This is a genomic window from Nonomuraea sp. NPDC049624, assembly GCF_040675255.1.
Taxonomy (GTDB): Bacteria; Actinomycetota; Actinomycetes; order Streptosporangiales; family Streptosporangiaceae; genus Nonomuraea.
On sequence record NZ_JBFAOR010000001.1, the window covers coordinates 725,229 to 751,124 of the forward strand.

A 25,896-nucleotide genomic window follows, 5' to 3' on the forward strand; every position below is an offset into this window, starting at 1 on the left:
ATCATGCCTCAATGGCGGCGGAACCGCCACAGTGGGGCATTCAGGCCACGAAAGGATCCTGCCCGGTCTCGCTGACCATCGGACGGCGCGCGAACTCCCACGACTGCATGCCGCCGCCCACGTTGACGGCGTCGCGCCCGAGCTGGTTGAGCCACGCCGTGACCTGCATCGACCGGCCGCCGACCCGGCACACGACGTAGACCGTGCGGTCGGCGGGCACCTCCTCGACCCGGCCCTGGATCTGCGACATCGGGATGTGCACGGCCTCGGGGGCGTGGCCGGCGAGCCATTCGTCCTGCTCGCGGACGTCGAGCAGGTAGGCGTCGTCGGGAACGGCGGTGACGTCGATCTCTGGAACGGTCATGCCTCCATCATCCCGCGCCTGGGACCCTACTTGAGCAGGCGCGACATCCGCCGGTCGGCCAGCGGCTTGCCGCCCGTCTGGCAGGTCGGGCAGTACTGGAGCGCGGAGTCGGCGAAGGACACCTCGCGGATGGTGTCGCCGCACACGTCGCACGGCTGGCCGGCCCGGTTGTGCACGCGCAGCCCGGACTTCTTCTCCGCCTTGAGGTCTTTGGCGGCCAGCCCGTGCGCCCGTTCGACGGCGTCGCGCAACGTCGTCACGATGGCCTCGTGCAGGTCGGCGATCTGCGCGTCGGTCAGCGTCGCGGCGATCTTGAACGGTGACATCCTCGCCGCGTGCAGCACCTCGTCGGAGTAGGCGTTGCCGATGCCCGCGATCACCTTCTGGTCGCGCAGCAACCCCTTGATCTGGGTGCGGTTGCCGCCCACGATGCGCTTGAGCGCCTCGACGGTGAAGGCGTCATCGAGCGGGTCGGGGCCCAGGGCGGCGACGCCGGGCACGTCCTCCGGTTTGTCGGTGACGTAGACGGCCAGCCGTTTCTGCGTGCCGGCCTCGGTCAGCTCGAACCCGGGGGCCAGGCCGTCGTCGTCGGGCGCCAGCCGTACGCGTACGGCCAGCGGCCCCTTGCCCGGCCGCACCGGCCGCGCGCCGGTCAGGTCGTCGCGCCAGCGCAGCCAGCCGGCGCGGGCCAGATGGATGATCAGGTGCAGGCCGTCGCAGTCGAGGTCGATGAACTTGCCGTGCCTCGACACGCCCGTGACGGTGAGCCCGCCGAGCGCGGTGACCGGCGGGTCGAACGTCTTGAGCGCCTGGAAGCCGACGACGTCTACGCCGGCGATCGAGCGGCCGACCGCCCGCTCGCGCAGGAAGTTGGTGAGCGACTCCACCTCGGGAAGTTCCGGCATGCCCCCAGGGTATGGCGCGTACCGGACCGGCACGCGACTACGGCACGTCCCAGAAGGCGAGCTCGTGTGCCATGCCCTCGGCGAACAGCGCCTCCGCCCGTACGGGGTCGGGGTCGGCCTCGTCGATCATCTGCCCGATCCGTACGGTCAGCGCCGCGAACGCCGGGTCGGCGTAGGTGTCCACCCAGGCCCGGTAGCGCGGCTCGGCGGGCGGGTTCTCGGCGAGGATCTTCCCAAGACTCGAATATCCCCACATACACGGATAAAGCGCCGCCAGCCCCTCCCCGTACGCCCCCGCCGCCTCCAGCAGGAACGCCGTGTACGCCGCACACGCCGGCCCCTTCACCGCATTGTCCAGATCGGCCCCGAACTCCGCCGACAACGACCGATGCAGACGCAGTTCGTCGTGGTACGTCGAGTACGCCAGATCCACCAGGTCGCCCAGATGCCCGTCCGGCGCCTGCCAGGCCAGCCTGGAGAACACCCGCACGTAGTCGAGCAGGTACAGGTAGTCCTGCTCCAGCCAGGACCGGAAGACCGGCTCGGCCAGGTCGCCGCGCCCGATGCCGGCCACCGTGGGATGGTCGAGCTGCGCCTGGAGCAAGGGCCAGCCGATCGCGTGAAGTCTTTCCGAAATGCTCATGCCTGGGAGGTTAGTGTCGGGACATGACCGTGACGATCGCTGAAGAACTCCTCCTCCTCGCCCACGACGAGGCAGAAGGCAAGCAGCTCATCGGGGGCGTGCAGCTCGACCCCGCGCTCGGCGGCGCGATCCTCGCCGAGCTGGCCGCCGCGGGCCGCGTCGAACTGGCCGACGACAAGGTGACGGTGACGGACCCCACCCCGCTGGGGGACGCCGAGCTCGACGCCGCCCTCGCCCGCATGGCCGAGGACGGCAAGGCCAGGAAGCCCGCGTGGTGGGTGCAGCGGCTGCAGTCGGACAAGCTGCGCAGGCGCCTGCTCACCAGGCTCGCCGAGGCGGGCGTGCTGGCCGAGGAGCGCGGCCGGGTCCTGGGCATCTTCCCGACCACGCGGTGGCCGGAGGCGGACCCTCAGGTGGAGGCCGACGTGCGCGAACGCGTCACGGCCGTCCTCGCGGGCGCCGACCCCGACGAGCGCACCGCCACGCTCATCGCGATCATGCACGCGGCGAAGCTCGACCGCAAAGCCTTCCCGGGCGCCGACCGCAAGCGTGTCAAGGAGATCGCCGAGGGCGAGTGGGCCGGCCAGGCGGTCGCCAAGACGATCACCGCCATCACCGCGGCCATCGCCGCCACCGCCTCCACCGCCGCGGTCGTCGCCGCCACCACGACCTGAGCCGGGCCCGGCTGCTTCCCGCGAGGCTCGCGCCTACGCGGGAAGCGGGTCAACCGGCGTCGACGATCTCCTTCGGCACCGGCTTGTCGGCCTTCAGCGCGTCGAAGAGGGCCAGCGCCTTGAGCCGGTCCCACTTGACCGCCGCACCGCCGCCGGCGACGATCTCGTTCCCGCCGAACGGCACCACCGTCGTGACCGGGCTGTCGCCCATCGCCAGCCCCAGCGAGAGCATGTCGAACGCGCCCGTGCTGGAGTCGACCTCGACCGCGTCCGTGGCGCTCATGGCCAGCGGGATCGAGGTGAACGGATTGATCAGCACGCCCGGGCTGGCGGCCTTCTTCACCACCGCGCCGAGGAACTGCCGCTGCCGCTTGGTGCGCTCGAAGTCCGGCAGCGCGCCGCCCTTGCGGGTGCGTACGTAGCCGAGGGCCTGGGCGCCGTTGAGCACCTGCTTGCCCTTCTTGAGCTTGAGCCCGGCCTTGGGGTCGTCGACGTCGGCCCGGACGTTGATCTCGACGCCGCCGATGGCGTCCACGATGTCCACGAAGCCGGCGAAGCCGATCTCCATGTAGTTGTCGACGTGCACGCCGGTGACCGTCTCGACCGTGCGGACCAGCAGCTTCGGCCCGCCGGACGCGTACGCCGCGTTGAGCTTGTCGCGCCCGCGCCCCGGAATGGTCACCGCCGAGTCGCGCGGAAGGCTGACCAGGGTGGGCTTGTCGCCGTTGTCGGAGATGTGCAGCAGCATCATCGAGTCGGTGCGCTGCCCGACCGCGCGCCCGGTGGCCAGCTTCTTGCGCTCGGCCGCGGTCAGGCCCTTGCGGCTGTCGGAGCCGACCAGCAGCCAGTTGGTGCCGGGTGTGTCGGCGGGCCTGCCCTCGTAGTCGTCGAGCACCCCGTCGATGCCGGCCAGCCGGGAGTCGATCCAGAAGAACAGGCCCACGGCCGCCACCAGGAGCAGCGCGACCAGGCCCGCGACGATCTTCAGGACGGTCCGGCCGCGCACCCGCGGCCCCCTGGGCCCGCGCGGCTCCTTCGGCGCGGGCTCGCCCGCCGCCCTGAGCGGTTTGACCGGGCTGCTCCCGGCGCGCTCGCGTCCGTAGACCTTGCCCGACCGGGAAGGCGGCGGAGGCGGCGGCGACTGCTGGTCCTCGGAGTAGGCGGGCAGCTTGGACGTGGCCGCGTTCGGCACGCCCGGCGGGACCCGGTGGGCGGGTGCGCCGCCGGAGCGCGGCCCGTCGCCGGGCCTCGGCGGCAGCGGGCGGCCGTCGCCCGGCGAGCGCATGGCCCGCGTACGGTCGTCCTCAGACACTTCGCCTTCTTCCCTTCGGTATGCCATAGACGCTACGTCCAACCCCCTGGCAGTGAAGACATCTCACCAAGTTTCTTCCACGGACAAGTACACACAACTGGCGGAGAGTCACTGCGGAAACATAGACGCGGACTGCGTCGTTAGCGTTATGGACGACCTCTATCGAAGGGATGATCGTGTCCGCTCCGGACTCGTGGAGTCTTGGCCCGTGCCTCGGCACGGGTTTCTCTGAGGGCTCACTCAGGTGAGCGCCTATCTCGGCCTGCTGGCCCTTTTCCTGCTCACCGCCGCCACCGGGTACTTCGTCGCCCAGGAGTTCGCCTTCGTCGCCGCCGACCGGGGCCTCCTGCGCGAGCAGGCCGCGGCCGGTGACACCCAGGCCGAAAAGGCACTGCAGGTGACCTCCCGGCTCTCGTTCATGCTCTCGGGCGCCCAGCTCGGCATCACCGTCACGGCCCTGCTCGTCGGCTTCCTGGCCGAGCCGGCCATCTCCGTCCTGGTACGGCCCTGGCTCGACGGCACGGGCCTGCCCGACGCGGCGATCACGGGGCTGTCCGTGGCCGCCGGCGTGTTCGTGGCGACCGTGGTCCAGATGGTGCTCGGCGAGCTGGCGCCGAAGAACCTCGGCATCGCCAGGCCCGAGCCGGTGGCCAAGTTCCTGGCCGGCTCCACGCTGGTCTACCTGGCGGTCGTGGGGCCGGTGGTCAAGCTGTTCGACTCGGCCGCCACCGGGCTGCTCCGCCGCGTCGGCATCGAGCCGGTCGAGGAGGTCGAGCACGGGGCCACCCCCGAGGAGCTCTCCCGGATCATCGAGGAGTCGACCCAGGCGGGCGAGCTGCCCCCGAGGTTGTCGGAGCTGCTGGAGCGCGCCCTGGAGTTCGGCGACCACAGCGCCGAGGAGATCATGGTGCCGCGCCCCCGCGTGGTGGCGCTGCGCGACTCCCAGCCCATCTCCGAGCTGCTGGAGGTCATGCGCGAACGCGGCCACTCCCGCTACCCCGTCGTCGGCGACGACGGCGACGTGGTGGGCGTGACGGGCGTGCGCGAGCTGCTGGAGTCCGGCCTGGACGAGGGCCTGGTCGCCAGCATCACCCGCCCCGCGCTGCTGGTGCCCGACTCGCTGCCGCTGCCGGCCGTCCTCGACCGGATGCGGGCGGCCAACGACGACATCGTCTGCGTCATCGACGAGTACGGCGGCCTGGCCGGTGTGCTCACCGTCGAGGACCTGGCCGAGGAGCTGGTCGGCGAGCTCGTCGACGAGAACGACCCCGAGCCCGCGGGCGCCGTGGAGCGGCCCGGCGGCGTCTGGGAGGTGCCCGGCTGGCTCAGGCTGGACGAGGTCGAGCGCGCGACCGGCGTCGCGCTGCCGGAGAGCGACGACTACGACACCCTCGCCGGCCTGGTGCTGGCCCGACTGGGCCGGATGCCCGACCCCGGCGACGTGGTGACCGTCCCGATCGAGGGGGACGCCGACCCGTTCGCCGACGACGCGGCCGAGCACCTGGCCGAGCTGACCGTCATGTCGCTCAACCGCCGGGTGCCCGAATGGGTGCGGCTCGCGCCCGTGCAGCACGCGGAGGCGTCCCGATGACGATGATCCTGGTCAGCCTCGCGCTGCTGTTCTTCAACGCGCTGTTCGTGGCCGCCGAGTTCGCGTTCGTCTCCTCCAGGCGGCACCGTCTGGAGGAGATGGCCTCGGGCGGCAACCGCCTGGTCCGGGTCGCGGCCAAGTCGGCCGTGGGCGGCGGGCGTCAGCTCTCGCTCATGCTGGCCGGCGCGCAGCTCGGCATCACGCTGTGCACGCTGGGCCTCGGCCAGGTCACCGAGCCGGCCATCGAGCACTTCCTGGAGCCGGTCTTCGCCGCCGTCGGCGTGCCGGAGTCGCTGCGCATGCCGATCGCGCTGACGATCGCGCTGGCGCTGGTGACGTTCCTGCACATGGTGGTGGGCGAGATGGCCCCCAAGTCGTGGGCGCTGACGCACCCCGAGCGGGCGGCGCTGGTTCTGACGCTGCCGTTCCGCGGGTTCACCCAGCTCATGCGCCCGCTGCTGTCGTCGCTGAACGCGCTGACCAACCTCATCCTGCGCCTGTTCGGCGTGCAGCCGCGCGACGAGCTGGCCACCACCAGGACGCCCCGGCAGCTCGCCATGCTGGTGGGCGAGTCGGGCCGGATGGGCCTGCTCGACCGGGAGGAGCACGACCTGCTCACCCGCGCGCTGCGGCTGCAGGCCGAGGGCATCGAGCGGCTGATGGTGCCGATCGACCGGGCCGTGAAGGTGCCGCCGGCCGCCGGGTCGGCCCAGATCAGGGCCAGGGCGGCGGGCAGCGGCCACCTGCGGCTGCTGGTGGGCGGCCCGGCCGGCATCGAGGGCGTCCTGCACGCCCGTGACGCCCTCCTTCAGCCCACGCGTACGGCCGGTGAGCTCGCCAGGCCGCTGCCGAGGCTGGCGTGCGTCACGCAGGTCCCCGAGGCCGTGACGGCCCTTCAGGAGGCCCGCGCGCACCTGGCGCTGGTCACCGGCCAGGGCGGCGCGGTCATCGGCATGGTGAGCCTCACGGACCTCCTGGGCGAGCTCCTGGACACCAAGGCCGCCTCGCGCGCCTACTCCCCGGCGGCGAACCCGTCGAGGTAGGCGGCGTGCTGCGCCCGCTCGGCCTCGACGAGCGGGTGCGGCTCGGCGTAGACGTGTTCGAAGATCGCCGAAGGGGCGGGGTCGGGCAGTTCGAGGAGCCGCCTGCGCAGCTCGGCCCCGACCTTGGCGGCGTCGGCCTCGACCGCGCGGAAGAAGTCGTCGCCGGTGCCGGCCGCGGTCAGGTACGCCCTGACCCGCTCGATGGGGTCGCGCCGCCGCCACGCCTCGACGTCGTCCTTGGCCCGGTAGCGGGTGGGGTCGTCGGAGGTGGTGTGCGCCCCCATCCGGTACGTGAACGCCTCGACGAGCGTGGGCCCCTGCCCCGACCGGGCGTCGGCCAGCGCCTTGCGCGTGACCGCGAGACAGGCCAGCACGTCGTTCCCGTCGACCCGGACGCCGGGGAACCCGAAGCCCTCGGCCCGGCGGTACAGCGGGATCCGCGACTGGCGTTCCTGGGGCTCGGAGATCGCCCACTGGTTGTTCTGGCAGAAGAACACGATCGGCGCGTGACAGGCGCCGGCGAAGACGAACGCCTCGTTCACGTCGCCCTGGGAGGTGGCGCCGTCGCCGAAGTAGACGATGGTCGCCCCGGCCTTGTCGGTGCCGATGACGCCGTCGCGCTGCATGCCCATCGCGTAACCGGTGGCGTGCAGCGCCTGCGTCCCGATGACGATCGTGTACAGGAAGAAGTTGTGCCGGGACGGGTCCCAGCCGCCGTGGTTGACGCCGCGCCACATGGCGACCACGTCGAGGGGGTCCATTCCCCGGCAGTAGGCGACCCCGTGCTCCCGGTAGGAGGGGAAGACGGCGTCCAGATCGCCGACGGCGCGCCCGGAGCCGACCTGGGCGGCCTCCTGCCCGAGCAGGGACGTCCACAGCCCCAGCTCCCCCTGCCGCGCGAGCGCGACCGCCTCGGAGTCGATCTGCCGGACGGTCACGAGATCCCGATAGAGGTCCCGGATCTCGTCATCCGAGACGACCAGCGGATATTCCGGATGCTCCACGCGCTCACCTGAGGGCGTGAGCAGCTGAACCATCGAGTCATCCATGTGCGGCAACCCCCTGAACAGAAACCCAGCGGCCACAGTTTGCCGTAGCCCTCAGGATCACCCGAACTCGCCCACCACACCAATGTGACCTAAATCACGCAAGCCACCGGAAAGTTCCCTGCAAGGCGCCTGACCTAAAGTCCAAGAGCCACGTCACAAGAAAGAAATCCCAGGACCCTTGCGCAGCAAGACCCGGTACGAAACCGTGGGCCAGCCCCAGAAACCAGGGGCCAGGCCCAGGAGACGAGCAACCCTCATGGACGGGGGCCCGGGGGAGAATCCCCCGAACGCTTGTCCCCCTGGGGGTCCGGGGGTTATCCCCCGGGCAGATATGACGAGGGGACCCGAGGAAGCCGACCTGTAAGGCCGGCGACCAAGGATCCCCTAGTCACCGAGTGGGCGAGGAGGGATTTGAACCCTCACGTCCTTTCGGACACACGGACCTGAACCGTGCGCGTCTGCCGTTCCGCCACCCGCCCGTTTGTGGGTGCGGAGAAACAGTAGCACGGAACAGCCACTGGTACTGAACCCGGATACGATCGCAGAAGACACGGAAGCGGAGGAGCTGGGCGCGACTGGCAACGAGCGTCACGACGCCGCCACGTGGGACGAGCGGAAACCGGGCGCCGGAAGCGTCTGGGGCCGCGATCATATGCAGGGAAGAAGGGAGGTACCCGGTGGGAGTCCTTCAGCGCTTCGAGCGAAGGCTCGAAGGCTTGGTTGAGGGGGCCTTTGCGCGGGCGTTCAAATCTGACCTTCAGCCGGTCGAGGTCGCCAGCGCGGTTCAACGGGAGATGGACGAGCGGGCGGCGATCGTCGCACAGGGCCGGACGCTCGTGCCCAACGACTTCGTGGTGGAGCTGTCCACGACCGACAGCGAACGGCTTGAGGTCTACGCCGACAGCATCAGCCACGAGCTGGCCAACCTCGCCAGGGAGTACGCCAAGGAACAGGGCTACTCCTTCGTGGGACCGGTCCGGGTGCGCTTCGAGACCGCCGGAGACCTGGCTGTGGGCCTGTTCCGCATCCGGTCCGGCGTCATCCGCGGCGCGACGGTCGAGCAGGACGAGATCCGCCAGCCGGCGAGCGACCTGCCCCCGTCCAGGCCCGGGGCCTTCAACGGGCGGCCCAGGCTGCTCGTCTCCACCCAGGACGACCCGCAGGGCGACCGCTCCTACGAGCTCACCACGCCGGTGACCTTGCTGGGCAGGGGCACCGACTGCGATCTTCGTCTTGTCGATCCGGGAGTGTCGCGGCACCATGCGGAGCTGCGCGTCGAGGGGCAGCTCGTGGCCCTCGTCGATCTCGGTTCGACGAACGGTACCTTCGTCAACGGCCAGCCGGTACGCAGAATCGAGCTCCAGAACGGCACGCGAGTGACGCTGGGACGCACGACTCTGGTGTTCCGGCGCGATTAGGGGTAGACAGACGGTCCATGTCCGAGCTCACGCTGCTGCTGATCCGGCTCGCCTTCCTGGCGGTGCTGTGGTTTTTCGTCATTGCCGCAGTCGGCGTGATCCGGACTGACTTGTTCGGTTCACGCACGGCTCCCGCGGGCCCGCGCAAAGCCATGAAGCCCGCCAAACCGGTGGCCAAGCCCAAGAGCAAGAAGGGCGAGCCACGCCAGCTCATCGTTACCGGTGGCCCATTGCAGGGCACCACCATTAACCTCACGGAGACGCCCATCACCATTGGCCGGGCGAACGACGCCACGCTGGTAGTCAGCGACGACTACGCATCCAGCCGGCATGCCCGGCTCTTCCCTCAGGACGGTCAATGGATCGTGGAAGATCTCGGTTCGACCAACGGCACGTATCTCGACCGCTCGAAAGTCACCCGTCCGACCCCGGTGCCGCTCGGTGTTCCGATCCGCGTCGGCAAGACAGTCATTGAATTGCGCAAATGACCATCGCACTCCGCTACGCCGCCCGCTCGGACGTCGGCCTCCTCCGCGAAGGGAACGAGGACTCGGCGTACGCTAGCGGCCGCCTGCTGGCCGTCGCCGACGGCATGGGCGGGCACGCACACGGCGAGGTGGCGAGCTCTGTCGCCATCGCCGCCATGGCCTCTCTGGAAGAGGCCCAACAGGGGGGTGACCTGCTCAACGCCATCGAGGCAGCGGTGCGCGACGCCAATCGCCGGCTGCACGAGATGGTCGGGCGGGATCCCAGCCTCAAAGGCATGGGCACGACGCTCACCGCCATGCTCTGGAACGGCACCCAGGTAGCCCTGGTGCACGTGGGCGACTCGCGCGCCTACCTCCTGAGACGCGGCGAGCTCTACCAGATCACCCATGACCACACCCTGGTGCAGCAGCTCGTCGACGACGGGCGCATCACGCCCGAAGAGGCGGCCACGCACCCCCAACGATCGATCCTGCTGCGCGCGCTCGACGGCAGCGGCGAGGTCGATCCCGACCTCACCCTGCGCGAGGCGCAGGTGGGCGACCGCTACCTGCTCTGTTCCGACGGCCTGTCGGGCGTGGTGAGCGCCGAGACGCTGCACGCCACGCTGACCAACATCGACGACCCCGAAGAGGTGGTCCGCCAGCTCATCGATCTGGCGAACCGGGGCGGCGGGCCCGACAACATCACGTGCGTGCTCGCCGACGTGCTGGAGATCAGCGACGGCCAGGAAGTCCCCGTGGAGGCGGCGGTCGTCGGCGCCGCGGGGATGACCAGGCTACGAGGAGGCGCCCCGGAGACCCAGCCGGGGCGATTGAGCGCGGTGACCGCACCCCAGCCGGCGATCACCGACGGTGACGACTTCGACGAGCCGGTCGCGCAGGCGACCCGGCGGTCGGGGCGGCGCCGTCGTGTGTGGCCCGTGCTGGTCACCGTGCTCGGGGTGGGCGCCGTCGCCTTGGGCGCCGGCGGTTACCTCGGATGGCAGTGGACCCAGGACCAGTTCTTCGTCGGTGCCAGGGGCGACGAAGTGGTCATCTTCCAGGGGATCAAGCAGGAGGTGGGGCCGATCGAGTTCTTCCACGTGGAGAAGCGCACCGGCCGTCCGCTCTCCAAGCTGTCCCCGGCGGATCAGGCCCTGATCAAGAGCGGCATACCCGTCACCGACGTCAACGAAGGCGTGACGAAGATAAACGGATTGAAGTTCTCCCAGGACGACAAGGGCGACACGGGCGACACGAGCTCCACCACGGCCACGTCCCCGACTCCCTCCGCCACCAAGACGAAATCGCAATAAATGGCAGAAATGCTCGCGACCCCCGTCCCGATGCCGGCCAAACGGCGGGTGGCCCAGCTGGTCCTGCTCGCCATGGCGGTGCTGATCATCATGGGCGCCTACGCCAACGTCGGCCTGGCCGTCGACGGCAAGGTGCCGGCCGGCATGCTGGCCTACGGCCTGGGCCTCGGCGGCCTGATGCTGGCGGCCTACCTGGTGCTGGCCAAGTTCGCGCCATGGGCCGATCCGCTGATCCTGCCGCTGGTGACCCTGATCAACGGCCTCGGGCTGGTGATGATCTACCGGCTGGAGTCGGCCGACATGAAGGGCGCCTCCGCGGCCAACCAGATCATGTGGACCGGCGTCGGCGTCGTGATGTTCTCGATCACGCTGATCGTGCTGCGCGACCACCGTATGCTGCAACGCCTCACGTACACGGCGGGCGCGGTGGGCCTGGTGCTGCTGGCGATCCCGGCGCTGCTGCCCGGCTCGCTCAGCGAGGTCCAGGGCGCCAAGATCTGGATCCGCGTCGGCGGCTTCTCCATCCAGCCGGGCGAGTTCGCCAAGCTGGCGCTGGTGGTCTTCTTCGCCGGTTACCTGGTGGCCAAGCGCGACGTGCTGGCGCTGGCCGGGCGGCGGCTGCTCTTCATCGACCTGCCGCGCGCCCGCGACCTCGGCCCGGTCCTGGTCACCTGGGGCCTCAGCCTGCTGGTGCTGGTCTTCGAGAAGGACCTCGGCACCTCGCTGCTGCTGTTCGGCACGTTCATCGCGATGCTCTACATCGCCACCCAGCGCACCTCGTGGGTGCTCATCGGCATCCTGTTGTTCGTCGGCGGCGCCTTCCTCGCCGGGCAGGTCTTCGACCACGTCGGCGCGCGTTTCGACGCCTGGCTCGACCCGAGCGACCCGGTCAACTTCGGCACCGCCCCCATCTGCCTGGAGGACCCGCCGGGCGACCCGATGTGCAGCAAGAGCTACCAGATCATGCAGGGGCTGTTCGGGTTCGGCGCGGGCGGCATCCTCGGCACCGGGCTCGGCCAGGGCCACCCCGATCTGATCCCGCTGAGCTTCTCCGACTTCATCTTCGCCGCGACCGGCGAGGAGCTCGGGCTGACCGGCCTGATGGCGCTGCTCATGCTCTACGCGCTGCTGGTCGAGCGCGGCCTGCGCACCTCGCTCGTGGCCCGCGACCCGTTCTCGAAGCTGCTGGCCGGCGGCCTGTCGTTCATCCTGGCCTGGCAGGTGTTCATCATCGTCGGCGGCGTGACGAACCTCATCCCGCTGACCGGCCTGGTCACCCCGTTCATGTCGCAGGGCGGCTCGGCGCTGCTGGCTAACTGGATCCTTATCGCGCTGCTGATACGCATGTCAGACGCGGCGCGACGGCCCCCGCCCCAGGCGATCCAGAACGAAGGACTCACCCAGGTGTTCCAGCGATGAACAGCACTCTGAAGCGTGCGGCCGTGGCCTGCCTGGTCATGTTCGCGCTCCTGATGATCAACGTGAACATCCTCCAGGCGGTCCGGGCCGACGACTACCGCTCCAACCCGAGCAACCGCCGCAACTACTACGAGCGCTACGCCGTCGAGCGCGGCCGCATCACCGCCGGCGGCAAGGTGATCGCCCAGTCGGTGGAGACCGACAGCAAGAACTTCAGGTTCGTCAGGAAGTACACCGACGGGAAGCTCTACGCGCACGTCACGGGCTACTTCTCGCCCGAGAGCGCGAGCGCGATCGAGGGGGCCGAGAACAAGCTGCTCGACGGCTCCAGCGCCGACCTGCTGCTGCGGCGCAGCATCGACCTGTTCACGGGCGAGCCGACCAGGGGCGCGAACGTCGACCTCACGATCAACCCCAAGGCGCAGAAGGCGGCCTACGACGCGCTGCGCGCCAGCGGCAAGCGCGGCGCGCTGGTGGCGCTCGACCCGCGGACGGGCGGGATCCTGGCGATGGTGTCGCTGCCCACCTTCGACCCGGCCGAGCTGTCGGGCACCGACAAGGGCACGGTGTTCACCCGGTACAACCAGCTGGACAAGGACAAGAGCCAGCCGCTGCTCAACCGGGCCATCGCCCAGACGTACCCGCCGGGGTCGACGTTCAAGGTGGTGACGGCGGCGGCGTACCTGGAGGACGACTCCTCGCGCGGCGGCGACACCACGGTCGACGCGCCGCAGCGGCTGCCGCTGCCCAACACGAACATCAGCCTGCCCAACTACGGCGGCGCGGCCTGCGGCGCCGGCCAGGTGCCGCTCGTGTACGCGCTGGAGAAGTCCTGCAACACGCCGTTCGCCAAGATCGGCATGCAGCTGGGCTACGACAAGCTCAACGAGCAGACCGAGAAGTTCGGCATGGGCAAGCAGATCGGCGTGCCGATGTCGGTGGCCCAGAGCGACTTCGGCAGCAAGTACGACGACGCCGCGCTCGCGATGGCCTCGATCGGCCAGCGCGACAACCGGATGACGCCCCTGCAGATGGCCATGATCGCGGCCGGCATCGCCAACGACGGCAAGGTGATGAAGCCGTACCTGGTGAACAAGATCACCGACTCCAAGAACGACGTCATGGAGGAGGCCAAGCCCGAGGAGCTGACCGAGGCGGTCAGTTCCGAGACGGCGGCCAAGCTGCGCGACATGATGGTCAGCGTGGTCAAGAACGGCACGGCCAACCTCGCGCAGGTGCCGGGCGTCCAGGTGGGTGGCAAGACCGGCACCGCGGAGACCGCCGACGGCGCGCCGCCGCACGCCTGGTTCATCTCCTTCGCGCCCGCCGAGGACCCGAAGGTGGCGCTGGCGGTCATCGTCGAGTCGGGCGCGGCCAACGTCGGCGCGGAGGCCACGGGCGGTCACACCGCCGCCCCGATCGCAAAGGCTGTGCTGGAGGCGGTGCTGAACAAGTGAGTGACGGTAACGTGCTGGGTCATGCGGCTCCGTAACCGCTACCTCCTGCTCTCCCGCATCGCCACGGGCGGTATGGGAGAGGTGTGGCGCGCCCGTGACGAGCTCCTGGGCCGCGAGGTCGCGGTCAAGATCCTGCGCAGTCACATGCACGCCGACCCCACGTTCCGCGAGCGCTTCCGCAACGAGGCGCGGCTCACCGCCGCCCTGGCCGATCCCGGGGTGGCCCAGATCTTCGACTACGGCGAGCAGAGCGACCTGGCCTATCTCGTGATGGAGCTGGTGCACGGCGAGCCGCTGTCGGCGATCCTGGGGCGCAACGGCGCGCTCGGGCCCGAGGTGGCCCTCGACGTGGTGCACCAGACCGCCAAGGCGCTGCACGCGGCCCACTCCTCCGGGATCATCCACAGGGACGTCAAGCCCGGCAACCTGCTGGTCACCCGCGAGGGCACGATCAAGGTGACCGACTTCGGCATCGCCCGCGCCCTGGAGGCGGCGCCCGTCACGCAGACCGGCACCGTCCTCGGCACGGCCCAGTACGTCAGCCCCGAGCAGGCCCAGGGCTTCCCGCTCACGCCCGCGACCGACCTGTACTCGCTGGGCGTGGTGGCCTACGAGTGCCTGGCCGGCCACACGCCGTTCCGGGCCGACAGCCAGGTGGCGATCGCGCTGCTGCACCTCAACGAGCAGCCGCCGCCGCTCGGCGCGGACGTGCCCGTCCCGGTGCGCGACCTGGTCATGACGCTGCTGTCCAAGGAGCCGGGGATGCGTCCGGCCTCGGCGCTGGAGGCGGCCGACCGGGCGTACGTGCTGCGTCAGTCGCTGGTCGAGGGCGTCGAGCAGGGCGCCGACCTGAGCATGTACACCGATCCGGCGGGTTTCCGGGTGCGCGAGCCGGCCACGGAGGACCAGCGGGCGACCGAGAGCCTCGCCCCGGCCACGACGGTCCAGAGCCCGCCCGATCCGCCGGCCCGCGGCCGCCGCGGCGCGCGGACGCTGGCGCTGGTCGCGACGGCCGGCTGCGTGGCCGCGGTGGGGCTGAGCGCGATCACGTTCGCCAACCGCGATACGACGCCGCTGCCCCTGCCGGAGATCGCCGAGCCCAGCCACTCCCCGATGCAGTCGCCCGAGCTGCTCAGGCCCACGCGGGTGAAGAAGCACACGCGCCGACCCCCTGCGCTTCCGGTGAAGTCGACGCGGCCGGTACCCTCGCGGTCGGCTACGGTAAGCAAGTCGGCTACTCCCACGAAGAAGCCGACACCGAAGCCAACCCCGACCACCCGTACCCCGACTCCCACCCCCACCACCCCAACGCCCAGCAGGACACCGACAACTCCGACACCAACCGCTTCGCCGGACCCGGGTGGCACAAACCCGCCGAAGGAGGAGACGTGATGCGCTACGGGGTCGATGATGGACACCGGCGGCCCCCCGAGCAGGCCGGTACCCAAGATGAACGGTAAGGGACAGTGCAGGAAATGACTCAGCCTCGGCTACTCGGAGGTCGTTACGAGCTCGACGGTGTCGTCGGGCGCGGCGGCATGGCCGAGGTGTATCGCGCCCGAGACATCCGGCTGGACCGCATAGTCGCGATCAAGACCCTCCGCTCCGACCTGGCGCGCGATCACACCTTCCAGGCCCGCTTCCGCCGCGAGGCGCAGTCGGCGGCCTCACTGAACCACCCCGCCGTCGTCGCGGTCTACGACACCGGCGAAGACGTCACCGACGGCACCCCGGTGCCCTACATCGTGATGGAGTACGTCGACGGCCGGACGCTGCGCGACCTGCTGCGCCAGGACCGCCGGCTGCTGCCCGAGCGGGCGGCCGAGCTGGTCGACGGCATCCTGCGCGCGCTCGACTACAGCCACCGCGGCGGCATCGTCCACCGTGACATCAAGCCGGCCAACGTGATGATCACGCGCGCCGGCGACGTCAAGGTGATGGACTTCGGCATCGCGCGCGCGATGGCCGACTCGGCCGCCACCATGACCCAGACGGCGCAGGTGATAGGGACCGCCCAGTACCTGTCGCCCGAGCAGGCCCGCGGCGAGCGCGTCGACGCCCGCAGCGACATCTACTCCACCGGCTGCGTGCTGTACGAGCTGCTCACCGGCCAGCCGCCGTTCACCGGCGACTCCCCGGTGGCGATCGCCTACCAGCACGTCCGCGAAGAGCCGATCCCGCCCTCGCAGATCGACCGCGAGATCCCGGCGTGGGCCGACGCGATCGTGCTCAAGGCCATGGCCAAGGACCCGGCCCACCGCTACCAGAACGCCGGCGAGATGCGGGCCGACATCCAGCGAGCCATGTCCGGCATGCCGGTCGACGCCCAGACGATGGCGATGACCGGTAACTTCAACCAGGGCACCCGCATGATGACCGCCACCCAGGCGGCCCAGGGCCCGGCCACTCAGCGCACCGGCGCGGTCCCGCCGTACGAGTACGGCGACGGCGACGGCACCCGTGTGGGGCGGCGCAGGGCCTCCGGCGGCGGCGGCAACGCGGTCAAGACAGCGTTGTGGATCATCATCCCGCTGCTGATCATCGGCGCCTTCGTCACGGTCGGCTACCTGGTGTTCGGCACCAAGACCACGCCCACCGACGCCTCGGTCACCATCCCGGCCCTGGCCACGCAGAAGCTGGATCCCGCGCAGAAGGCGCTCGTCACCCTGGGCCTGAAGCCCGAGGTGGTGCAGGAGGCCAGCGACGAGTTCGGCAAGGGCACGGTGATCCGCACCGAGCCGGCGGAGGGCGAGAAGGTCGAGAAGGGCGCCACGGTCAAGCTGGTCGTGTCCAAGGGCAAGGAGAAGGTCGCCGTCCCCGACGGGCTCATCGGCATGAGCACCCAGGACGCGATGAAGGCCCTCGACGACGTCGGCCTGAAGGGCGTGGTCAAGACCAAGCAGTCCGCCAAGCCCCAGGGCAAGGTCTTCGAGACCAAGCCGGCGGCCGGCACCGAGATCGAGAAGGACGCCAGCGTCACCCTCTACGTGCCGTTCGAGCTCACCGAGCTGCCCGACGTGACCGGCTACACCCAGAAGGACGCCATCGCCGCGCTCAAGGGCGCCGGTTTCAAGGTGAAGGTGTCGCCGCAGGCCGACAACCAGGCCGAGGGCACGGTCATCCAGCAGAACCCGGGCGCGGGCCAGAAGCTGCCGCCGAACACGACGATCACGATCGTGGTGTCCACCGGCCCCGAGACGGCTCCGCCGCCCACCAACGAGCAGCCCACCGACGAACCGACCGACGACCAGACGGACTTCCCGTCCGACGAGCCGACCGAGGACAACCCGATCGGCGACGACGGCCTCAACGGCTGACCGAGCACCCAGGGCCGCCCTCCCCACGCGGGAAGGGCGGCCCTTCGGCGTTCCCCGAGCACGAAAGAACGCCCCCGCCGCTCGGGGGCAACGGCGGGGGCGTTCCTTTGGTAGTCGCTCTGTGCGAGCCGGGCGTTACACGATCCCGCGCAGCCAGTTCCCGAGCAGCCGGTGGCCGTGCTCGGACAGCACCGACTCCGGGTGGAACTGGATGCCCTCGATGGGCGCCCGGCGGTGGCGCAGGCCCATGATGACCCCGTCGTCGGTGCGGGCGGTCACGTCGAGGACCTCGGGGACGGTCTCCGGCAGCACGGCGAGCGAGTGGTAGCGGGTCATCGGCACCGGCGACGGCAGGCCCTCGAAGACCCCCTTGCCGTCGTGGTGCACCGCGCTGGTGCGGCCGTGGACCAGCTCGGGCGCGCGGGCCACGGTGGCGCCGAAGGCGACCGCGATGGCCTGGTGGCCGAGACAGACGCCGAGCAGGGGCGTGCCGCGCTCGGCCGCGCGCAGCACCAGGGGCACGCTCACGCCGGCCGCCTCCGGGGTGCCCGGCCCGGGGCTGACGAGCACGCCGTCGAAGGCGTCGCCGTCGCGCACGCCCACGACGTCGCGGGGGCGCACGTCGCAGTCGGCGCCCAGCACGCGCAGGTACTGGACGATCGTGTGGACGAAGCTGTCGTGGTTGTCCACGACCAGCACGCGGGTCATCTTCTTACGGTCACCTCGTCGAGCGTCACCGCCGGCTCCAGGAGCGGGAACACGGCATACCAGAGTACGACCCCCACGACCGCGACCAGCACGGCGGCCACCAGCACCTTGCGACGGGTGTCGCCGGGCAGTCTGCGCCAGATCCAGCCGTACATGTCAGTCCTTTCTGAGCTCGGTCTTCTTGAGCACGCCGTACACGATGAGGCGCTGGGCGGCGGAGTACTCGGGATGGCAGGTGGAGAGGGTGATGTAGGCGCGGATGGGACGGATGTCGGGCTTGCCGGGGACGGGGGCGAGCACCTCCACCTCCGTGGGCTCCACGACGTCCTGGGACGTGACGCGGTAGGTGTAGCGGGCCTCGCGGGCGTCCACGATGATCTCGTCGCCGCGTTCGAGCTCGTCGAGCTCCTTGAACGGGGCCGCGTACGTGGTCCGGTGGCCCGAGACCACGAAGTTGCCGACCTGGCCGGGCATGGCGCTGTCGGGGTAGTGTCCCGGGCCCTTCTTCAGGTGCTCGGCGTCCACGCCCTCGACGATGGCGTACCGGTAGTCGCGGCCGAGCCTCGGGATGCTCAGCATGGCGACGGCCTTGCCGAGCTCGATGTTGTCGATGCGGCCGCGGTCGCGCTCCGCCTTCTCGGCGGCCAGCTCGCGCTGGAGCAGCAACTGCTGGCTCTTGGTGTAGGCGCCGGTGCCCCAGAGCAGGTAGGCGCAGAACAACATGAGGACCAGGCCGGCGGTGATGCTCAGCTCCCCCACGGCCCGGAAGATGGACCGCATGTCGTCAGCGTATTCATGACATCTCCCGACGTGGGGGATCGCCATGTCGTGCGCGTGGCGACTATCCTGGGGCACGCTTCAACTACGCTTAACGAAGAGCCTGTGGACGATCCGGAAGCCCAGGCCCTCAGCAGGAGTTACCCAGTGCCCAAGTCCAAGGCTCGCAAGAAGGCGGTTTACACCCCGCCGCAGAAGTCCCAGCAGGTCAAGGTCAGCCCGCGCTGGCTGGCGCCCACCATGGTGGTGTCCTGGATCATCGGCATCCTGTGGATCGCGATCTACTACGTCGCCCCGCAGGCGCCCTTCTTCAGCGACCTCCAGAACTGGAACCTGCTGATCGGGTTTGTCTTCATCATCTTCGGTGTGGTTCTTTCCACCCGCTGGCGTTAGTTCTTTCCACAGTCTTTTCCACAGCCTGGGGAAGTCAGATCGAGCTCAGGATCGCCGAGGTCCGGGCCATCACGAGCACGGCTAGCACGGCCAGCGCTCCCGCGATCGCCAGCACCTGCCACAGGGTCCGGTTGTTCTTGGGGGCGTAGGCCATCGCTCCCGCCAGCACCGAGCCGGTGATCAGGCCGCCGACGTGCCCGGTCCAGCTGATGCCGGGGAACACGAAGGTGATCACCAGGTTGATCACGATGAGCATGGCGATGCCGCGTACGTCCATGTTGAGCTTTCGGCCCACCACGAAGACGGCGCCGAAGAGGCCGAAGATGGCGCCGGACGCGCCCACGGTCGGCTGGCCGAGCGGGTCGAGCCAGAGGCTGAGCACGCTGCCGCCGACGGCGCTGACGAGGTAGAGGGCCGTGTAGCGCACGTGACCGAAGGCGCGCTCCAGATAGGGCCCCACGACGTAGAGCGCCCAGCAGTTGAACAGGATGTGGAAGACGCCGGCGTGCACGAACGCGGCGCTGACCAGCCGGTAGTAGTCGCCGAAGACCGCCACTCCGGCCGGCCACATCTGCAGCGCCCCGGTGACGGCGGGCACGAGGTACTGGGCGCCGAAGACGAGGACGTTGAGGGCCAGGATGGCCCAGGTGACGTACGGCGTGCCGACGACCTGGCCGCCGAAGGTGGAGCGGGCCTGGCGGAAGCCCTGGTTGCCCTGGGCGACGCATTCGGGGCACTGGAAGCCCACGGCGGCGTCGCGCATGCAGTCGGGGCAGATGGGCCGGTCACAGCGCTGGCAGCGGACCCAGGTCTCCCTGCCGGGATGCCGGTAGCACGTGGGGACCGCCTCGGCGGGCTGCTCGGGCTGCGAGGGCGGGCTGGGCGGCTGGCTGGTCATGTCCAGAGCCTATGACGTACCGGACCCAGCTGTGTGCCGTCGATCAGGGCTGTGACATGCCTGCCCGAAGGGGGCGGGACCCGTGGGTGGCCCGCCCCCGTCAGGGACGGGCTCAGCCCTGTACGCGCTCGATGGTGACCGACTCCAGGACGACGTCCTGGACGGGACGGTCGCGCCGGTCGGTGTCGGTCTTGGCGATGGCGTCGACGACGTCCTGGCCCTCGACGACCTCACCGAAGATCGTGTGCTTGCCGTTGAGATGCGGCGTGGGCACGACCGTGATGAAGAACTGCGAGCCGTTGGTGCCCCTGCCGCCCCGGACGCCCGCGTTGGCCATGGCCAGCAGGTAGGGCCGGTTGAAGTAGAGGTCGGGGTGGATCTCGTCGTCGAACTCGTAGCCGGGGCCGCCGATGCCCTGGCCGAGCGGGTCGCCGCCCTGGATCATGAAACCGGAGATGACCCGGTGGAAGACGGTCCCGTCGTACAGCCGGGCCGTGCTCTTCTCGCCCGACTCCGGATGCGTCCACTCGCGGGTGCCCTCGGCGAGCTCCACGAAGTTGCGGACGGTCTTCGGCGCCTGGTTCGGGAAAAGCTCGACCTTGATATCGCCGCGATTGGTCTTCAGTTTTGCGATCAGCTTCTCAGCCACGAGACAGCTGCCCCCCTCTATGTACAGGGTTGTATGTGATGTTCTGCGGAATATGGCCGTTCGGCCTCCTGAGCCATCCTCCCATGGACCGCCATGATTGAGCCGCCTTGTCCAGGGAAGGTCAAGCGCGGGGCCCCAACGACAGGGGAGGTTGTCGTGTCCCTGACACTGAAGAGACGCCGCGTGGTAATAGAGGTACCCGCCACGTGGATGGGCCGCATGAAGGCCCAGGCCGTCAAGACCGGCCATCGCATGGCGCCAATGGCGGACCAGGCCAAGGTGGCCACCGCACAGCGCATCGAAGACGCCCGTTACTGGGCGGCGCCCAGGCTCGACGCCGCGGCGCACGGGTTCGAGGATCAGGTCGCCCCCAAGGTCAGCAGGATGCTGTCGGCGGCGGCCAGGAGAATCGATCCGAAACCGTCCCGGTCACGGCGGTGGCCGACGATGGTGCTGCTGACCGGTCTTGCGGTCGGCGCGATCGGCTACATGGCCTACCGCCGCAACGCCCAGCAGTGGACCGAGCACATGAAGGACTCTGCCTCCGATGCATCACGCTGGGTCGGTGAGAAGGCGGACAGGACCGCGCATTCGGCGGACCGGATGGCGTCCAACGTGCAGAACAAGACGGACCAGGCATCGCACAACATGCCCTGATCCGGACTGGAAGCGCGCCCCCGCTCTCGTGAGAGCGGGGGCGCGCTTCCGCGTTCCGGCCCATTGACGTTTCACCAAGCGCTTGCTACAAACCCGGGCATGGCGCTGTCACCGCTCGACGATCACCCCGTGCACCAGACCGCCCAGGTCATGCGGCACGTCGCCACCTCCGACCGCAACTTCTACGACCGCTACTACTTCAACTGCCACGCCAGCACCGACGAGCTCATGCTGATCGTCGGCCTCGGCCAGTACCCCAACCTCGGCGTCACCGACGCCTTCGCCTGCGTACGGCACGGCGACCTGCACCGGGTCGTGCGAGCCTCGCGCGAGCTGGGCCCCGACCGGATGGACACCAGGATCGGCCCCTTCCGGGTCGAGGTGATCGAAGGGCTCAAGCGGCTCCGGGTGATCCTGGAGCCGACCGAGCATGGCCTGTCCTTCGAGCTCGACTGGGAGGGGACGATCCCGGCGACCCTCGAACCCCGCCATTTCCTGCGCCGGCAGGAACGGGTGATGTTCGACTCGGTGCGGCTCGCCCAGACCGGCCGCTGGTCCGGCAGCATCACCGTCGGCGACCAGGTGATCCCGGTCACCCCCGACCGCTGGCTCGGCACCAGGGACCGGTCATGGGGTGTGCGGCCGGTGGGCGAGCCCGAGCCGCCCGGCATCCAGGCCAACAGCCCCGGCACGTTCTACTGGCTGTACACGCCGATGAAGTTCGACGACCACGCCATCCTGTGCATCGTCCAGGAGGACCACCGTGGCCGGCGGCTGCTGGAGGAGGCCGTACGCGTCTGGACGGACGGGCGGGAGGAGGAGTACCTCGGCCGGCCGGACTACCGCCCGGTCTACGCCCCGGGCACCCGGGACGTCGTGGACGCCGTGATCGCCTTCTCGCCGCCCGGCGGCAGGCCGTTCGAGGTGCGCTGCACGCCGGTGCTGCCGGTGCACCTCATGGCCGGCACCGGATACGGGCTGGAGCCGGAGTGGCGGCACGGCATGTACCAGGGGCCGGGGACGGTCGTGCAGGGGGTGACGTACCGGCTGCCCGACGACGCCGCCAGGATGTGGGGCCTGGTCGACGCCGTCGGCCGCTTCGAGTACGACGGGCTCGTCGGCCACGGCCTGTTCGAGTACTGGGCGCTCGGCCCGCACCCGTCGTTCCTCGGGTGAACTACTTGACGGACTCGGCGGGGGCGCAGACGATGCGGACGACCTTGCTGGGGTCGTCCAGCTTCACGGCGCCCGGGGGAAGCTCGGTCGCGGGCAGCGCCGGGAGCATCCGCGCCGCCTCGCCTTCAGGAAGGGCGGCGGGCCCGGTCTCGGCATCGGTCAGGGGCGTCGCCGGGACGGCGGGCACGGCCTCGCCCTCGGGAAGGGTGGCGCTCGGCGTGGTGGGCGCGGCCTCGGTGCCGGACTGAGGGGCGGCCGGGGCGGAGGGGGTGGCCGGGGTGGCCTCGGTGCTGGTCCGGGGTGCGAGCTCGATCACGCGGCCCCGCTCGGCCTTGAGCTCCGGCGCGCCGTCCGCCCGCTCCCCCTTCTCGTCGCGCATGACGAACACGCGGGCCGCCGGGCCGTCGGCGAGCTTGACCTCCTTGCCGTCAGGTGTCCGGCAGGACACAGCCATAGTGGTGGTGGTGGCGTCGGGGGCGGGGGTCCCGTCGGCCAGGGCGGAGCCGCCCAGGCCCGCGAGCGCGAGCACCCCCACCGTGCCGAGGACCGCGAGACGTCGCTTGAACATGCAATCTCCTCAGTGGGATCCATCCGAACGCCCCGAGCGTGCTCGCCCGCACCTGAAGCGTCCCTGAACGCGCCCTAAATGATCTTCAGGTTGGCTTTAGGTTCGCTCAGGCACTCTGGACGTCGTGCGAGTGCTGCTGGTGGAGGACGAGGAACGGCTGGCCGGCCTGATCAAGGGCGGGCTGGCGGGCGAGGGCTTCGCCGTGGACGTGGCCCACGACGGGCGCGACGGCCTGTGGATGGCGACCGAGAACTCCTACGACGTGATCGTCCTGGACGTGATGCTGCCCAGGATGAACGGCTACACGGTCTGCTCCCGGCTGCGCGAGGCGGGCGACTGGACCCCGATCATGATGCTCACCGCCAAGGACGGCGTCCACGACGAGGCCGAGTCGCTGGACAACGGCGCCGACGACTACCTGGCCAAGCCGTTCTCGTACGTGGTGCTGCTGGCCCGGCTGCGCGCCCTGGTGCGGCGCGGCGGGACCGAGCGGCCGGTCACGATCACGGTCGGCGACCTGGTGGTGGACCCGGCCGGCCTGCGCTGCCGCAGGGGCGGGGTGGAGGTCGGGCTGACGCCGAAGGAGTTCGCGGTGCTGCACGCGCTCGCCCGCCGCCCCGGAGAGGTGGTCTCCAAGAGCGAGCTGCTGGCCCAGGCGTGGGACTTCTCCTACGACGGCGACCCGAACATCGTCGAGGTCTACATCAGCGCACTGCGCAGGAAGATCGACCTGCCGTTCGGGCGGACGACGCTGGTGACCGTCCGGGGAGCGGGCTACCGGTTGGAGGCGGCATGAGGGCGCTGCTCGAACGGAGGCCGAGCTGGGCGCGGGTGCCGGGCGGGCTGTCGTCGGTGCGGGTGCGGGCCACCGTCGCGGCGACGCTGGTGGTGGCCCTGGCGCTCGGCGTCGCCGCCCTGGTGCTGGTCATGGCGTTGCGCGGCACGCTGGAGGGCAACGCGGGCGAGGAGGCGGCCAGGCGCGCCGCGGCGGCGATGCCGTACGCGGAGACGGTGCCGATCATGCCTGAGGGGGTGACGCCGGCGGCCACGACGAGCGCCGCCCAGACGACCACGATCATGGCGGACGACCTGTCCGTGGTGCGGCTCGCCGATCCCGACCTCGTCCTGGCCGGCCGCGCCACCGGCTCGCCCGCCCTGTGGGCGCAGCCGGCCGAATACGCCGTCGCGGGGCTGCAGGTGAGCACGCCGACCGGCCCGGCCACGCTCTGGTCGCGGGTCTCCCTGGACGGCGTCCAGAAGGCCGTCCAGGCCCTGTACGGCGCGTTGTTGCCGGGCGTGCCCGCCCTGCTGCTCGTGGTGGCCGGGATGACCTGGTTCTCCGTGGGCCGCGCGCTGGCCCCCGTGGCCGCGATCAGGGCCAAGGTGGCCGACATCACGGCCCGCGACCTGCACCAGCGCGTGCCGGTGCCGGGTTCCAAGGACGAGATCGCGGCCCTGGCCACCACCGTGAACGGCACGCTCGACCGCCTGGAGACGGCCGTGGGCCGGCACAAGCGGTTCGTCGCCGATGCCGCCCACGAGCTGCGCAGCCCCATCGCCACCCTGCGGGCCCGGCTCGAACTGGCCGAGCAGAGCGAGCTCACCCGCGAGGCGCTGGCCGACGTCGAACGCCTGCAGTCGCTGGCCGCCGACCTGCTCATGCTGGCCAAGCTGGACGCCGGCGAGCCGCTGCGCACCGGCGAGCTGGACCTGGGTCAGGTGGCGGCCGAGGAGTCGCTGCGGGCCAGGCGGCGGCCGGAGATCAGGGTCGAGCTGGACATCGAGCCCGACGTGGTGCTGAACGGCTCCCGCGCGCACCTCGACCGGCTGGTCACCAACCTGGCCGACAACGCCGTACGGCACGCCGCCTCGGCCGTACGCGTGCGGGTGCGCGCCGAGGAGGGCCAGGCCGTGCTGGAGGTGCACGACGACGGCCCGGGGATCCCGCCGGAGCACCGCGAGGCCGTCTTCGGCCGCTTCACCCGCCTGGACGAGGCGCGGGCGAGGGACGCGGGCGGCGCCGGGCTCGGCCTGCCCATCGCCAGGGACATCGCCCACCTGCACGGCGGCACGCTCACGTACACGGACGCCGGTTTCGTGGCCCGGTTCCCCCTCGCGGAGGGGGCGCTCAGCCCCGTTTGACGACCAGGGCGTAGTTCGTGCTGCGCTGGAAGATCTCGAAACCGGCGCGGGAGTAGACGCTGACGGCTCCCGTAGGGTTGTCGGCGTCGACGCCCAGCCCGGTCGTGTCGAACCCCTGTGCGCGGAAGGCGGCCAGGGCGTGCGCGATCAGCGCACCGGCCACGCCCTTGCCGCGCCACTCCCGGAGCGTGCCGACGATCTGGATCCAGGCCCGGCGCTCGCCGGCCAGCTCGTTGTAGCCCTCGAAGGTGTGGGTGATGAGCGTGCCCACCGCCCGGCCGTCGTGCAGGGCCACGAACGACGATTCCGGCAGGAAGTTCTGGGAGCCGACGATGTAGTCGCGCCAGCTCTCCGGGGTGTGCGGAACGCTGCCCCAGTGGTCGAGGAACGCCTCGTTGCGTACGCGGCGGGCGCCCTCGTCCAGCTCGGGCGACCAGGGGGCGACGGTCACCCCGGCGGGCGGCGCGAAGGCCGGCAGGTCGCCCGACAGCGAGCGTCCCATGTGGGCGAACCAGCGGTTGGCGACGAAACCGGCGCCCTCGGCCAGCGCCTTCAGCCCGACGTTGGTGTCGGGCACGTGGAGGTGGATCTCCGGCTGGACGCCGGGGAAGGCCCGCTCGCTCAACCCAGGCGCCACGGCCAGGCTCCAGTCGACGATCCGCCGGCCGAGCCCGCGCCTGCGGTGGGCGGGGTGCACGCCGCCCGACAGCCGCATGACGTGGCTGTCGGTGACGGACTGCCGGACCGGCAGGTAGCCGTAGGCGACGATCTCGCCGCCCTGCCTGGCCGCGAGCGTCCCCGCGGCCAGGTCGATCAGGCGGTGGCCTAGCTGCTCCCTGACGTCGTCGAGGTCGGGGACCTCGCCCGTGCGATCCTCGGCCTCGATCGCGGCCAGGAGGGCGGCGAGCGCCTCGGCGTCGTCAGGGGTCAGCGGTTCCCACACCAGGCTCATG

27 protein-coding genes and 1 tRNA gene are annotated in these 25,896 nt (G+C 70.5%); 15 read left to right on the forward strand and 13 right to left on the reverse strand.

The genetic code is table 11. The features are described from left to right. Positions 1 to 40: 40 nt before the first annotated feature. Genes AB0J76_RS03880 through AB0J76_RS03890 form a run of 3 tightly spaced genes read right to left on the reverse strand, consistent with a single transcriptional unit; the run spans position 41 to position 1,912 of the window. Positions 41 to 364, reverse strand: coding sequence for a rhodanese-like domain-containing protein (locus tag AB0J76_RS03880; protein ID WP_352318274.1), 324 nt, complete (start codon positions 362 to 364; stop codon positions 41 to 43). 26 nt (positions 365 to 390) lie between these two features. Beyond that, a complete protein-coding gene (locus AB0J76_RS03885; protein WP_352318276.1) occupies positions 391 to 1,269 on the reverse strand; it encodes a DNA-formamidopyrimidine glycosylase family protein in 879 nt (292 codons plus the stop codon). 37 nt (positions 1,270 to 1,306) lie between these two features. After that, entirely contained in the window at positions 1,307 to 1,912 is a 606-nt protein-coding gene (locus AB0J76_RS03890) for a TenA family protein (protein WP_352318277.1), read from the reverse strand. A 23-nt stretch (positions 1,913 to 1,935) separates the two neighbouring features. Between AB0J76_RS03890 and AB0J76_RS03895 the strand changes: the two genes are divergently transcribed. Next, entirely contained in the window at positions 1,936 to 2,586 is a 651-nt protein-coding gene (locus AB0J76_RS03895) for a GPP34 family phosphoprotein (RefSeq protein WP_352318279.1), read from the forward strand. Positions 2,587 to 2,635: 49 nt separating this feature from the next. On the opposite strand, the gene AB0J76_RS03900 is transcribed toward AB0J76_RS03895, so the two are convergent. Further along, positions 2,636 to 3,898 carry an LCP family protein gene (locus AB0J76_RS03900; RefSeq protein WP_352318281.1) on the reverse strand — a complete coding sequence of 421 codons (1,263 nt, stop codon included), beginning with the start codon at positions 3,896 to 3,898 and terminating at the stop codon, positions 2,636 to 2,638. Between the two features lie 244 nt (positions 3,899 to 4,142). On the opposite strand from AB0J76_RS03900, the gene AB0J76_RS03905 reads away from it, so the two are divergent. Next, on the forward strand, positions 4,143 to 5,489 hold the full coding sequence (locus tag AB0J76_RS03905) for a hemolysin family protein (protein WP_352318283.1): 1,347 nt from the start codon (positions 4,143 to 4,145) through the stop codon (positions 5,487 to 5,489). After that, complete coding sequence (locus AB0J76_RS03910; protein WP_352318285.1) at positions 5,486 to 6,532, forward strand: hemolysin family protein; 1,047 nt, start codon at positions 5,486 to 5,488, stop codon at positions 6,530 to 6,532. Before AB0J76_RS03905 ends, AB0J76_RS03910 begins: the two co-directional genes overlap by 4 nt. Here the strand turns inward: AB0J76_RS03910 and pdhA are convergent. Beyond that, positions 6,502 to 7,569, reverse strand: a complete 1,068-nt coding sequence (gene pdhA, locus AB0J76_RS03915) for a pyruvate dehydrogenase (acetyl-transferring) E1 component subunit alpha (RefSeq protein WP_352318286.1) — start codon at positions 7,567 to 7,569, stop codon at positions 6,502 to 6,504. The two genes, AB0J76_RS03910 and pdhA, sit on opposite strands and share 31 nt — an antisense overlap. A gap of 408 nt (positions 7,570 to 7,977) precedes the next feature. Further along, positions 7,978 to 8,060, reverse strand: a tRNA-Leu gene (locus AB0J76_RS03920). 198 nt (positions 8,061 to 8,258) lie between these two features. On the opposite strand from AB0J76_RS03920, the gene AB0J76_RS03925 reads away from it, so the two are divergent. From AB0J76_RS03925 to pknB, 7 genes are all read left to right on the forward strand, one after another. Further along, positions 8,259 to 8,999: a DUF3662 and FHA domain-containing protein gene (locus AB0J76_RS03925; protein WP_125640997.1), complete on the forward strand. Its 741-nt coding sequence runs from the start codon at positions 8,259 to 8,261 to the stop codon at positions 8,997 to 8,999. Positions 9,000 to 9,016: 17 nt separating this feature from the next. After that, positions 9,017 to 9,487 carry an FHA domain-containing protein gene (locus tag AB0J76_RS03930; protein WP_352318288.1) on the forward strand — a complete coding sequence of 157 codons (471 nt, stop codon included), beginning with the start codon at positions 9,017 to 9,019 and terminating at the stop codon, positions 9,485 to 9,487. After that, a complete protein-coding gene (locus AB0J76_RS03935) occupies positions 9,484 to 10,782 on the forward strand; it encodes a Stp1/IreP family PP2C-type Ser/Thr phosphatase (RefSeq protein ID WP_352318290.1) in 1,299 nt (432 codons plus the stop codon). Before AB0J76_RS03930 ends, AB0J76_RS03935 begins: the two co-directional genes overlap by 4 nt. Continuing rightward, on the forward strand, positions 10,783 to 12,201 hold the full coding sequence (locus tag AB0J76_RS03940; protein ID WP_352318292.1) for an FtsW/RodA/SpoVE family cell cycle protein: 1,419 nt from the start codon (positions 10,783 to 10,785) through the stop codon (positions 12,199 to 12,201). Further along, positions 12,198 to 13,658, forward strand: coding sequence for a penicillin-binding protein 2 (locus AB0J76_RS03945; protein WP_352318294.1), 1,461 nt, complete (start codon positions 12,198 to 12,200; stop codon positions 13,656 to 13,658). The genes AB0J76_RS03940 and AB0J76_RS03945 overlap by 4 nt, the downstream gene beginning before the upstream one ends. 21 nt (positions 13,659 to 13,679) lie before the next feature. Further along, on the forward strand, positions 13,680 to 15,050 hold the full coding sequence (locus tag AB0J76_RS03950) for a protein kinase (RefSeq protein WP_352318295.1): 1,371 nt from the start codon (positions 13,680 to 13,682) through the stop codon (positions 15,048 to 15,050). Positions 15,051 to 15,133: 83 nt separating this feature from the next. Continuing rightward, positions 15,134 to 16,975: a Stk1 family PASTA domain-containing Ser/Thr kinase gene (pknB, locus tag AB0J76_RS03955; RefSeq protein WP_352318296.1), complete on the forward strand. Its 1,842-nt coding sequence runs from the start codon at positions 15,134 to 15,136 to the stop codon at positions 16,973 to 16,975. A gap of 135 nt (positions 16,976 to 17,110) precedes the next feature. On the opposite strand, the gene AB0J76_RS03960 is transcribed toward pknB, so the two are convergent. Genes AB0J76_RS03960 through AB0J76_RS03970 form a run of 3 tightly spaced genes read right to left on the reverse strand, consistent with a single transcriptional unit; the run spans position 17,111 to position 18,463 of the window. Beyond that, a complete protein-coding gene (locus tag AB0J76_RS03960) occupies positions 17,111 to 17,683 on the reverse strand; it encodes a gamma-glutamyl-gamma-aminobutyrate hydrolase family protein (RefSeq protein WP_352330479.1) in 573 nt (190 codons plus the stop codon). Continuing rightward, positions 17,680 to 17,838, reverse strand: coding sequence for a hypothetical protein (locus AB0J76_RS03965; protein ID WP_352330478.1), 159 nt, complete (start codon positions 17,836 to 17,838; stop codon positions 17,680 to 17,682). Before AB0J76_RS03965 ends, AB0J76_RS03960 begins: the two co-directional genes overlap by 4 nt. A gap of 1 nt (position 17,839) precedes the next feature. Continuing rightward, a complete protein-coding gene (locus AB0J76_RS03970) occupies positions 17,840 to 18,463 on the reverse strand; it encodes a class E sortase (protein ID WP_352330476.1) in 624 nt (207 codons plus the stop codon). Positions 18,464 to 18,607: 144 nt separating this feature from the next. On the opposite strand from AB0J76_RS03970, the gene AB0J76_RS03975 reads away from it, so the two are divergent. Then, positions 18,608 to 18,853 (forward strand): cell division protein CrgA, encoded by a 246-nt coding sequence (locus AB0J76_RS03975; RefSeq protein ID WP_125640971.1) that lies wholly within the window; start codon positions 18,608 to 18,610, stop codon positions 18,851 to 18,853. Positions 18,854 to 18,887: 34 nt separating this feature from the next. Here AB0J76_RS03975 and AB0J76_RS03980 read toward each other — a convergent pair whose 3' ends face one another. Beyond that, complete coding sequence (locus tag AB0J76_RS03980) at positions 18,888 to 19,751, reverse strand: rhomboid family intramembrane serine protease (protein WP_352330474.1); 864 nt, start codon at positions 19,749 to 19,751, stop codon at positions 18,888 to 18,890. Between the two features lie 112 nt (positions 19,752 to 19,863). After that, positions 19,864 to 20,400 (reverse strand): peptidylprolyl isomerase, encoded by a 537-nt coding sequence (locus AB0J76_RS03985; RefSeq protein ID WP_352330472.1) that lies wholly within the window; start codon positions 20,398 to 20,400, stop codon positions 19,864 to 19,866. Between the two features lie 219 nt (positions 20,401 to 20,619). Here AB0J76_RS03985 and AB0J76_RS03990 point away from each other — a divergent pair, with 219 nt between their 5' ends. Then, positions 20,620 to 21,057, forward strand: a complete 438-nt coding sequence (locus AB0J76_RS03990; RefSeq protein ID WP_352330470.1) for a hypothetical protein — start codon at positions 20,620 to 20,622, stop codon at positions 21,055 to 21,057. A 99-nt stretch (positions 21,058 to 21,156) separates the two neighbouring features. Beyond that, a complete protein-coding gene (locus tag AB0J76_RS03995) occupies positions 21,157 to 22,233 on the forward strand; it encodes a hypothetical protein (RefSeq protein WP_352329832.1) in 1,077 nt (358 codons plus the stop codon). A gap of 1 nt (position 22,234) precedes the next feature. Here AB0J76_RS03995 and AB0J76_RS04000 read toward each other — a convergent pair whose 3' ends face one another. Further along, the gene (locus AB0J76_RS04000; protein ID WP_352329834.1) at positions 22,235 to 22,801 is read right to left on the reverse strand and encodes a hypothetical protein; all 567 of its coding nucleotides are present in this window, start codon (positions 22,799 to 22,801) and stop codon (positions 22,235 to 22,237) included. Positions 22,802 to 22,925: 124 nt separating this feature from the next. Here AB0J76_RS04000 and AB0J76_RS04005 point away from each other — a divergent pair, with 124 nt between their 5' ends. Then, the gene (locus tag AB0J76_RS04005; protein WP_352329836.1) at positions 22,926 to 23,597 is read left to right on the forward strand and encodes a response regulator transcription factor; all 672 of its coding nucleotides are present in this window, start codon (positions 22,926 to 22,928) and stop codon (positions 23,595 to 23,597) included. After that, positions 23,594 to 24,943, forward strand: coding sequence for an ATP-binding protein (locus tag AB0J76_RS04010; protein ID WP_352329838.1), 1,350 nt, complete (start codon positions 23,594 to 23,596; stop codon positions 24,941 to 24,943). The genes AB0J76_RS04005 and AB0J76_RS04010 overlap by 4 nt, the downstream gene beginning before the upstream one ends. Here the strand turns inward: AB0J76_RS04010 and AB0J76_RS04015 are convergent. Next, entirely contained in the window at positions 24,930 to 25,895 is a 966-nt protein-coding gene (locus AB0J76_RS04015; RefSeq protein WP_352329840.1) for a GNAT family N-acetyltransferase, read from the reverse strand. The two genes, AB0J76_RS04010 and AB0J76_RS04015, sit on opposite strands and share 14 nt — an antisense overlap. Position 25,896 lies beyond the last annotated feature (1 nt).

What these genes read in the sequence shown, in the direction of transcription:
- AB0J76_RS03880 (WP_352318274.1), bottom strand. Translation starts at nt 364, where the DNA reads ATGACCGTTCCAGAGATCGACGTCACCGCCGTTCCCGACGACGCCTAC.
- AB0J76_RS03885 (WP_352318276.1), bottom strand. Translation starts at nt 1,269, where the DNA reads ATGCCGGAACTTCCCGAGGTGGAGTCGCTCACCAACTTCCTGCGCGAG.
- AB0J76_RS03890 (WP_352318277.1), bottom strand. Translation starts at nt 1,912, where the DNA reads ATGAGCATTTCGGAAAGACTTCACGCGATCGGCTGGCCCTTGCTCCAG.
- AB0J76_RS03895 (WP_352318279.1), top strand. Translation starts at nt 1,936, where the DNA reads ATGACCGTGACGATCGCTGAAGAACTCCTCCTCCTCGCCCACGACGAG.
- AB0J76_RS03910 (WP_352318285.1), top strand. Translation starts at nt 5,486, where the DNA reads ATGACGATGATCCTGGTCAGCCTCGCGCTGCTGTTCTTCAACGCGCTG.
- pdhA (WP_352318286.1), bottom strand. Translation starts at nt 7,569, where the DNA reads ATGGTTCAGCTGCTCACGCCCTCAGGTGAGCGCGTGGAGCATCCGGAA.
- AB0J76_RS03930 (WP_352318288.1), top strand. Translation starts at nt 9,017, where the DNA reads ATGTCCGAGCTCACGCTGCTGCTGATCCGGCTCGCCTTCCTGGCGGTG.
- AB0J76_RS03935 (WP_352318290.1), top strand. Translation starts at nt 9,484, where the DNA reads ATGACCATCGCACTCCGCTACGCCGCCCGCTCGGACGTCGGCCTCCTC.
- AB0J76_RS03940 (WP_352318292.1), top strand. Translation starts at nt 10,783, where the DNA reads ATGGCAGAAATGCTCGCGACCCCCGTCCCGATGCCGGCCAAACGGCGG.
- AB0J76_RS03945 (WP_352318294.1), top strand. Translation starts at nt 12,198, where the DNA reads ATGAACAGCACTCTGAAGCGTGCGGCCGTGGCCTGCCTGGTCATGTTC.
- AB0J76_RS03950 (WP_352318295.1), top strand. Translation starts at nt 13,680, where the DNA reads ATGCGGCTCCGTAACCGCTACCTCCTGCTCTCCCGCATCGCCACGGGC.
- pknB (WP_352318296.1), top strand. Translation starts at nt 15,134, where the DNA reads ATGACTCAGCCTCGGCTACTCGGAGGTCGTTACGAGCTCGACGGTGTC.
- AB0J76_RS03960 (WP_352330479.1), bottom strand. Translation starts at nt 17,683, where the DNA reads ATGACCCGCGTGCTGGTCGTGGACAACCACGACAGCTTCGTCCACACG.
- AB0J76_RS03965 (WP_352330478.1), bottom strand. Translation starts at nt 17,838, where the DNA reads ATGTACGGCTGGATCTGGCGCAGACTGCCCGGCGACACCCGTCGCAAG.
- AB0J76_RS03970 (WP_352330476.1), bottom strand. Translation starts at nt 18,463, where the DNA reads ATGCGGTCCATCTTCCGGGCCGTGGGGGAGCTGAGCATCACCGCCGGC.
- AB0J76_RS03980 (WP_352330474.1), bottom strand. Translation starts at nt 19,751, where the DNA reads ATGACCAGCCAGCCGCCCAGCCCGCCCTCGCAGCCCGAGCAGCCCGCC.
- AB0J76_RS03990 (WP_352330470.1), top strand. Translation starts at nt 20,620, where the DNA reads ATGAAGGCCCAGGCCGTCAAGACCGGCCATCGCATGGCGCCAATGGCG.
- AB0J76_RS03995 (WP_352329832.1), top strand. Translation starts at nt 21,157, where the DNA reads ATGGCGCTGTCACCGCTCGACGATCACCCCGTGCACCAGACCGCCCAG.
- AB0J76_RS04000 (WP_352329834.1), bottom strand. Translation starts at nt 22,801, where the DNA reads ATGTTCAAGCGACGTCTCGCGGTCCTCGGCACGGTGGGGGTGCTCGCG.
- AB0J76_RS04010 (WP_352329838.1), top strand. Translation starts at nt 23,594, where the DNA reads ATGAGGGCGCTGCTCGAACGGAGGCCGAGCTGGGCGCGGGTGCCGGGC.
- AB0J76_RS04015 (WP_352329840.1), bottom strand. Translation starts at nt 25,895, where the DNA reads ATGAGCCTGGTGTGGGAACCGCTGACCCCTGACGACGCCGAGGCGCTC.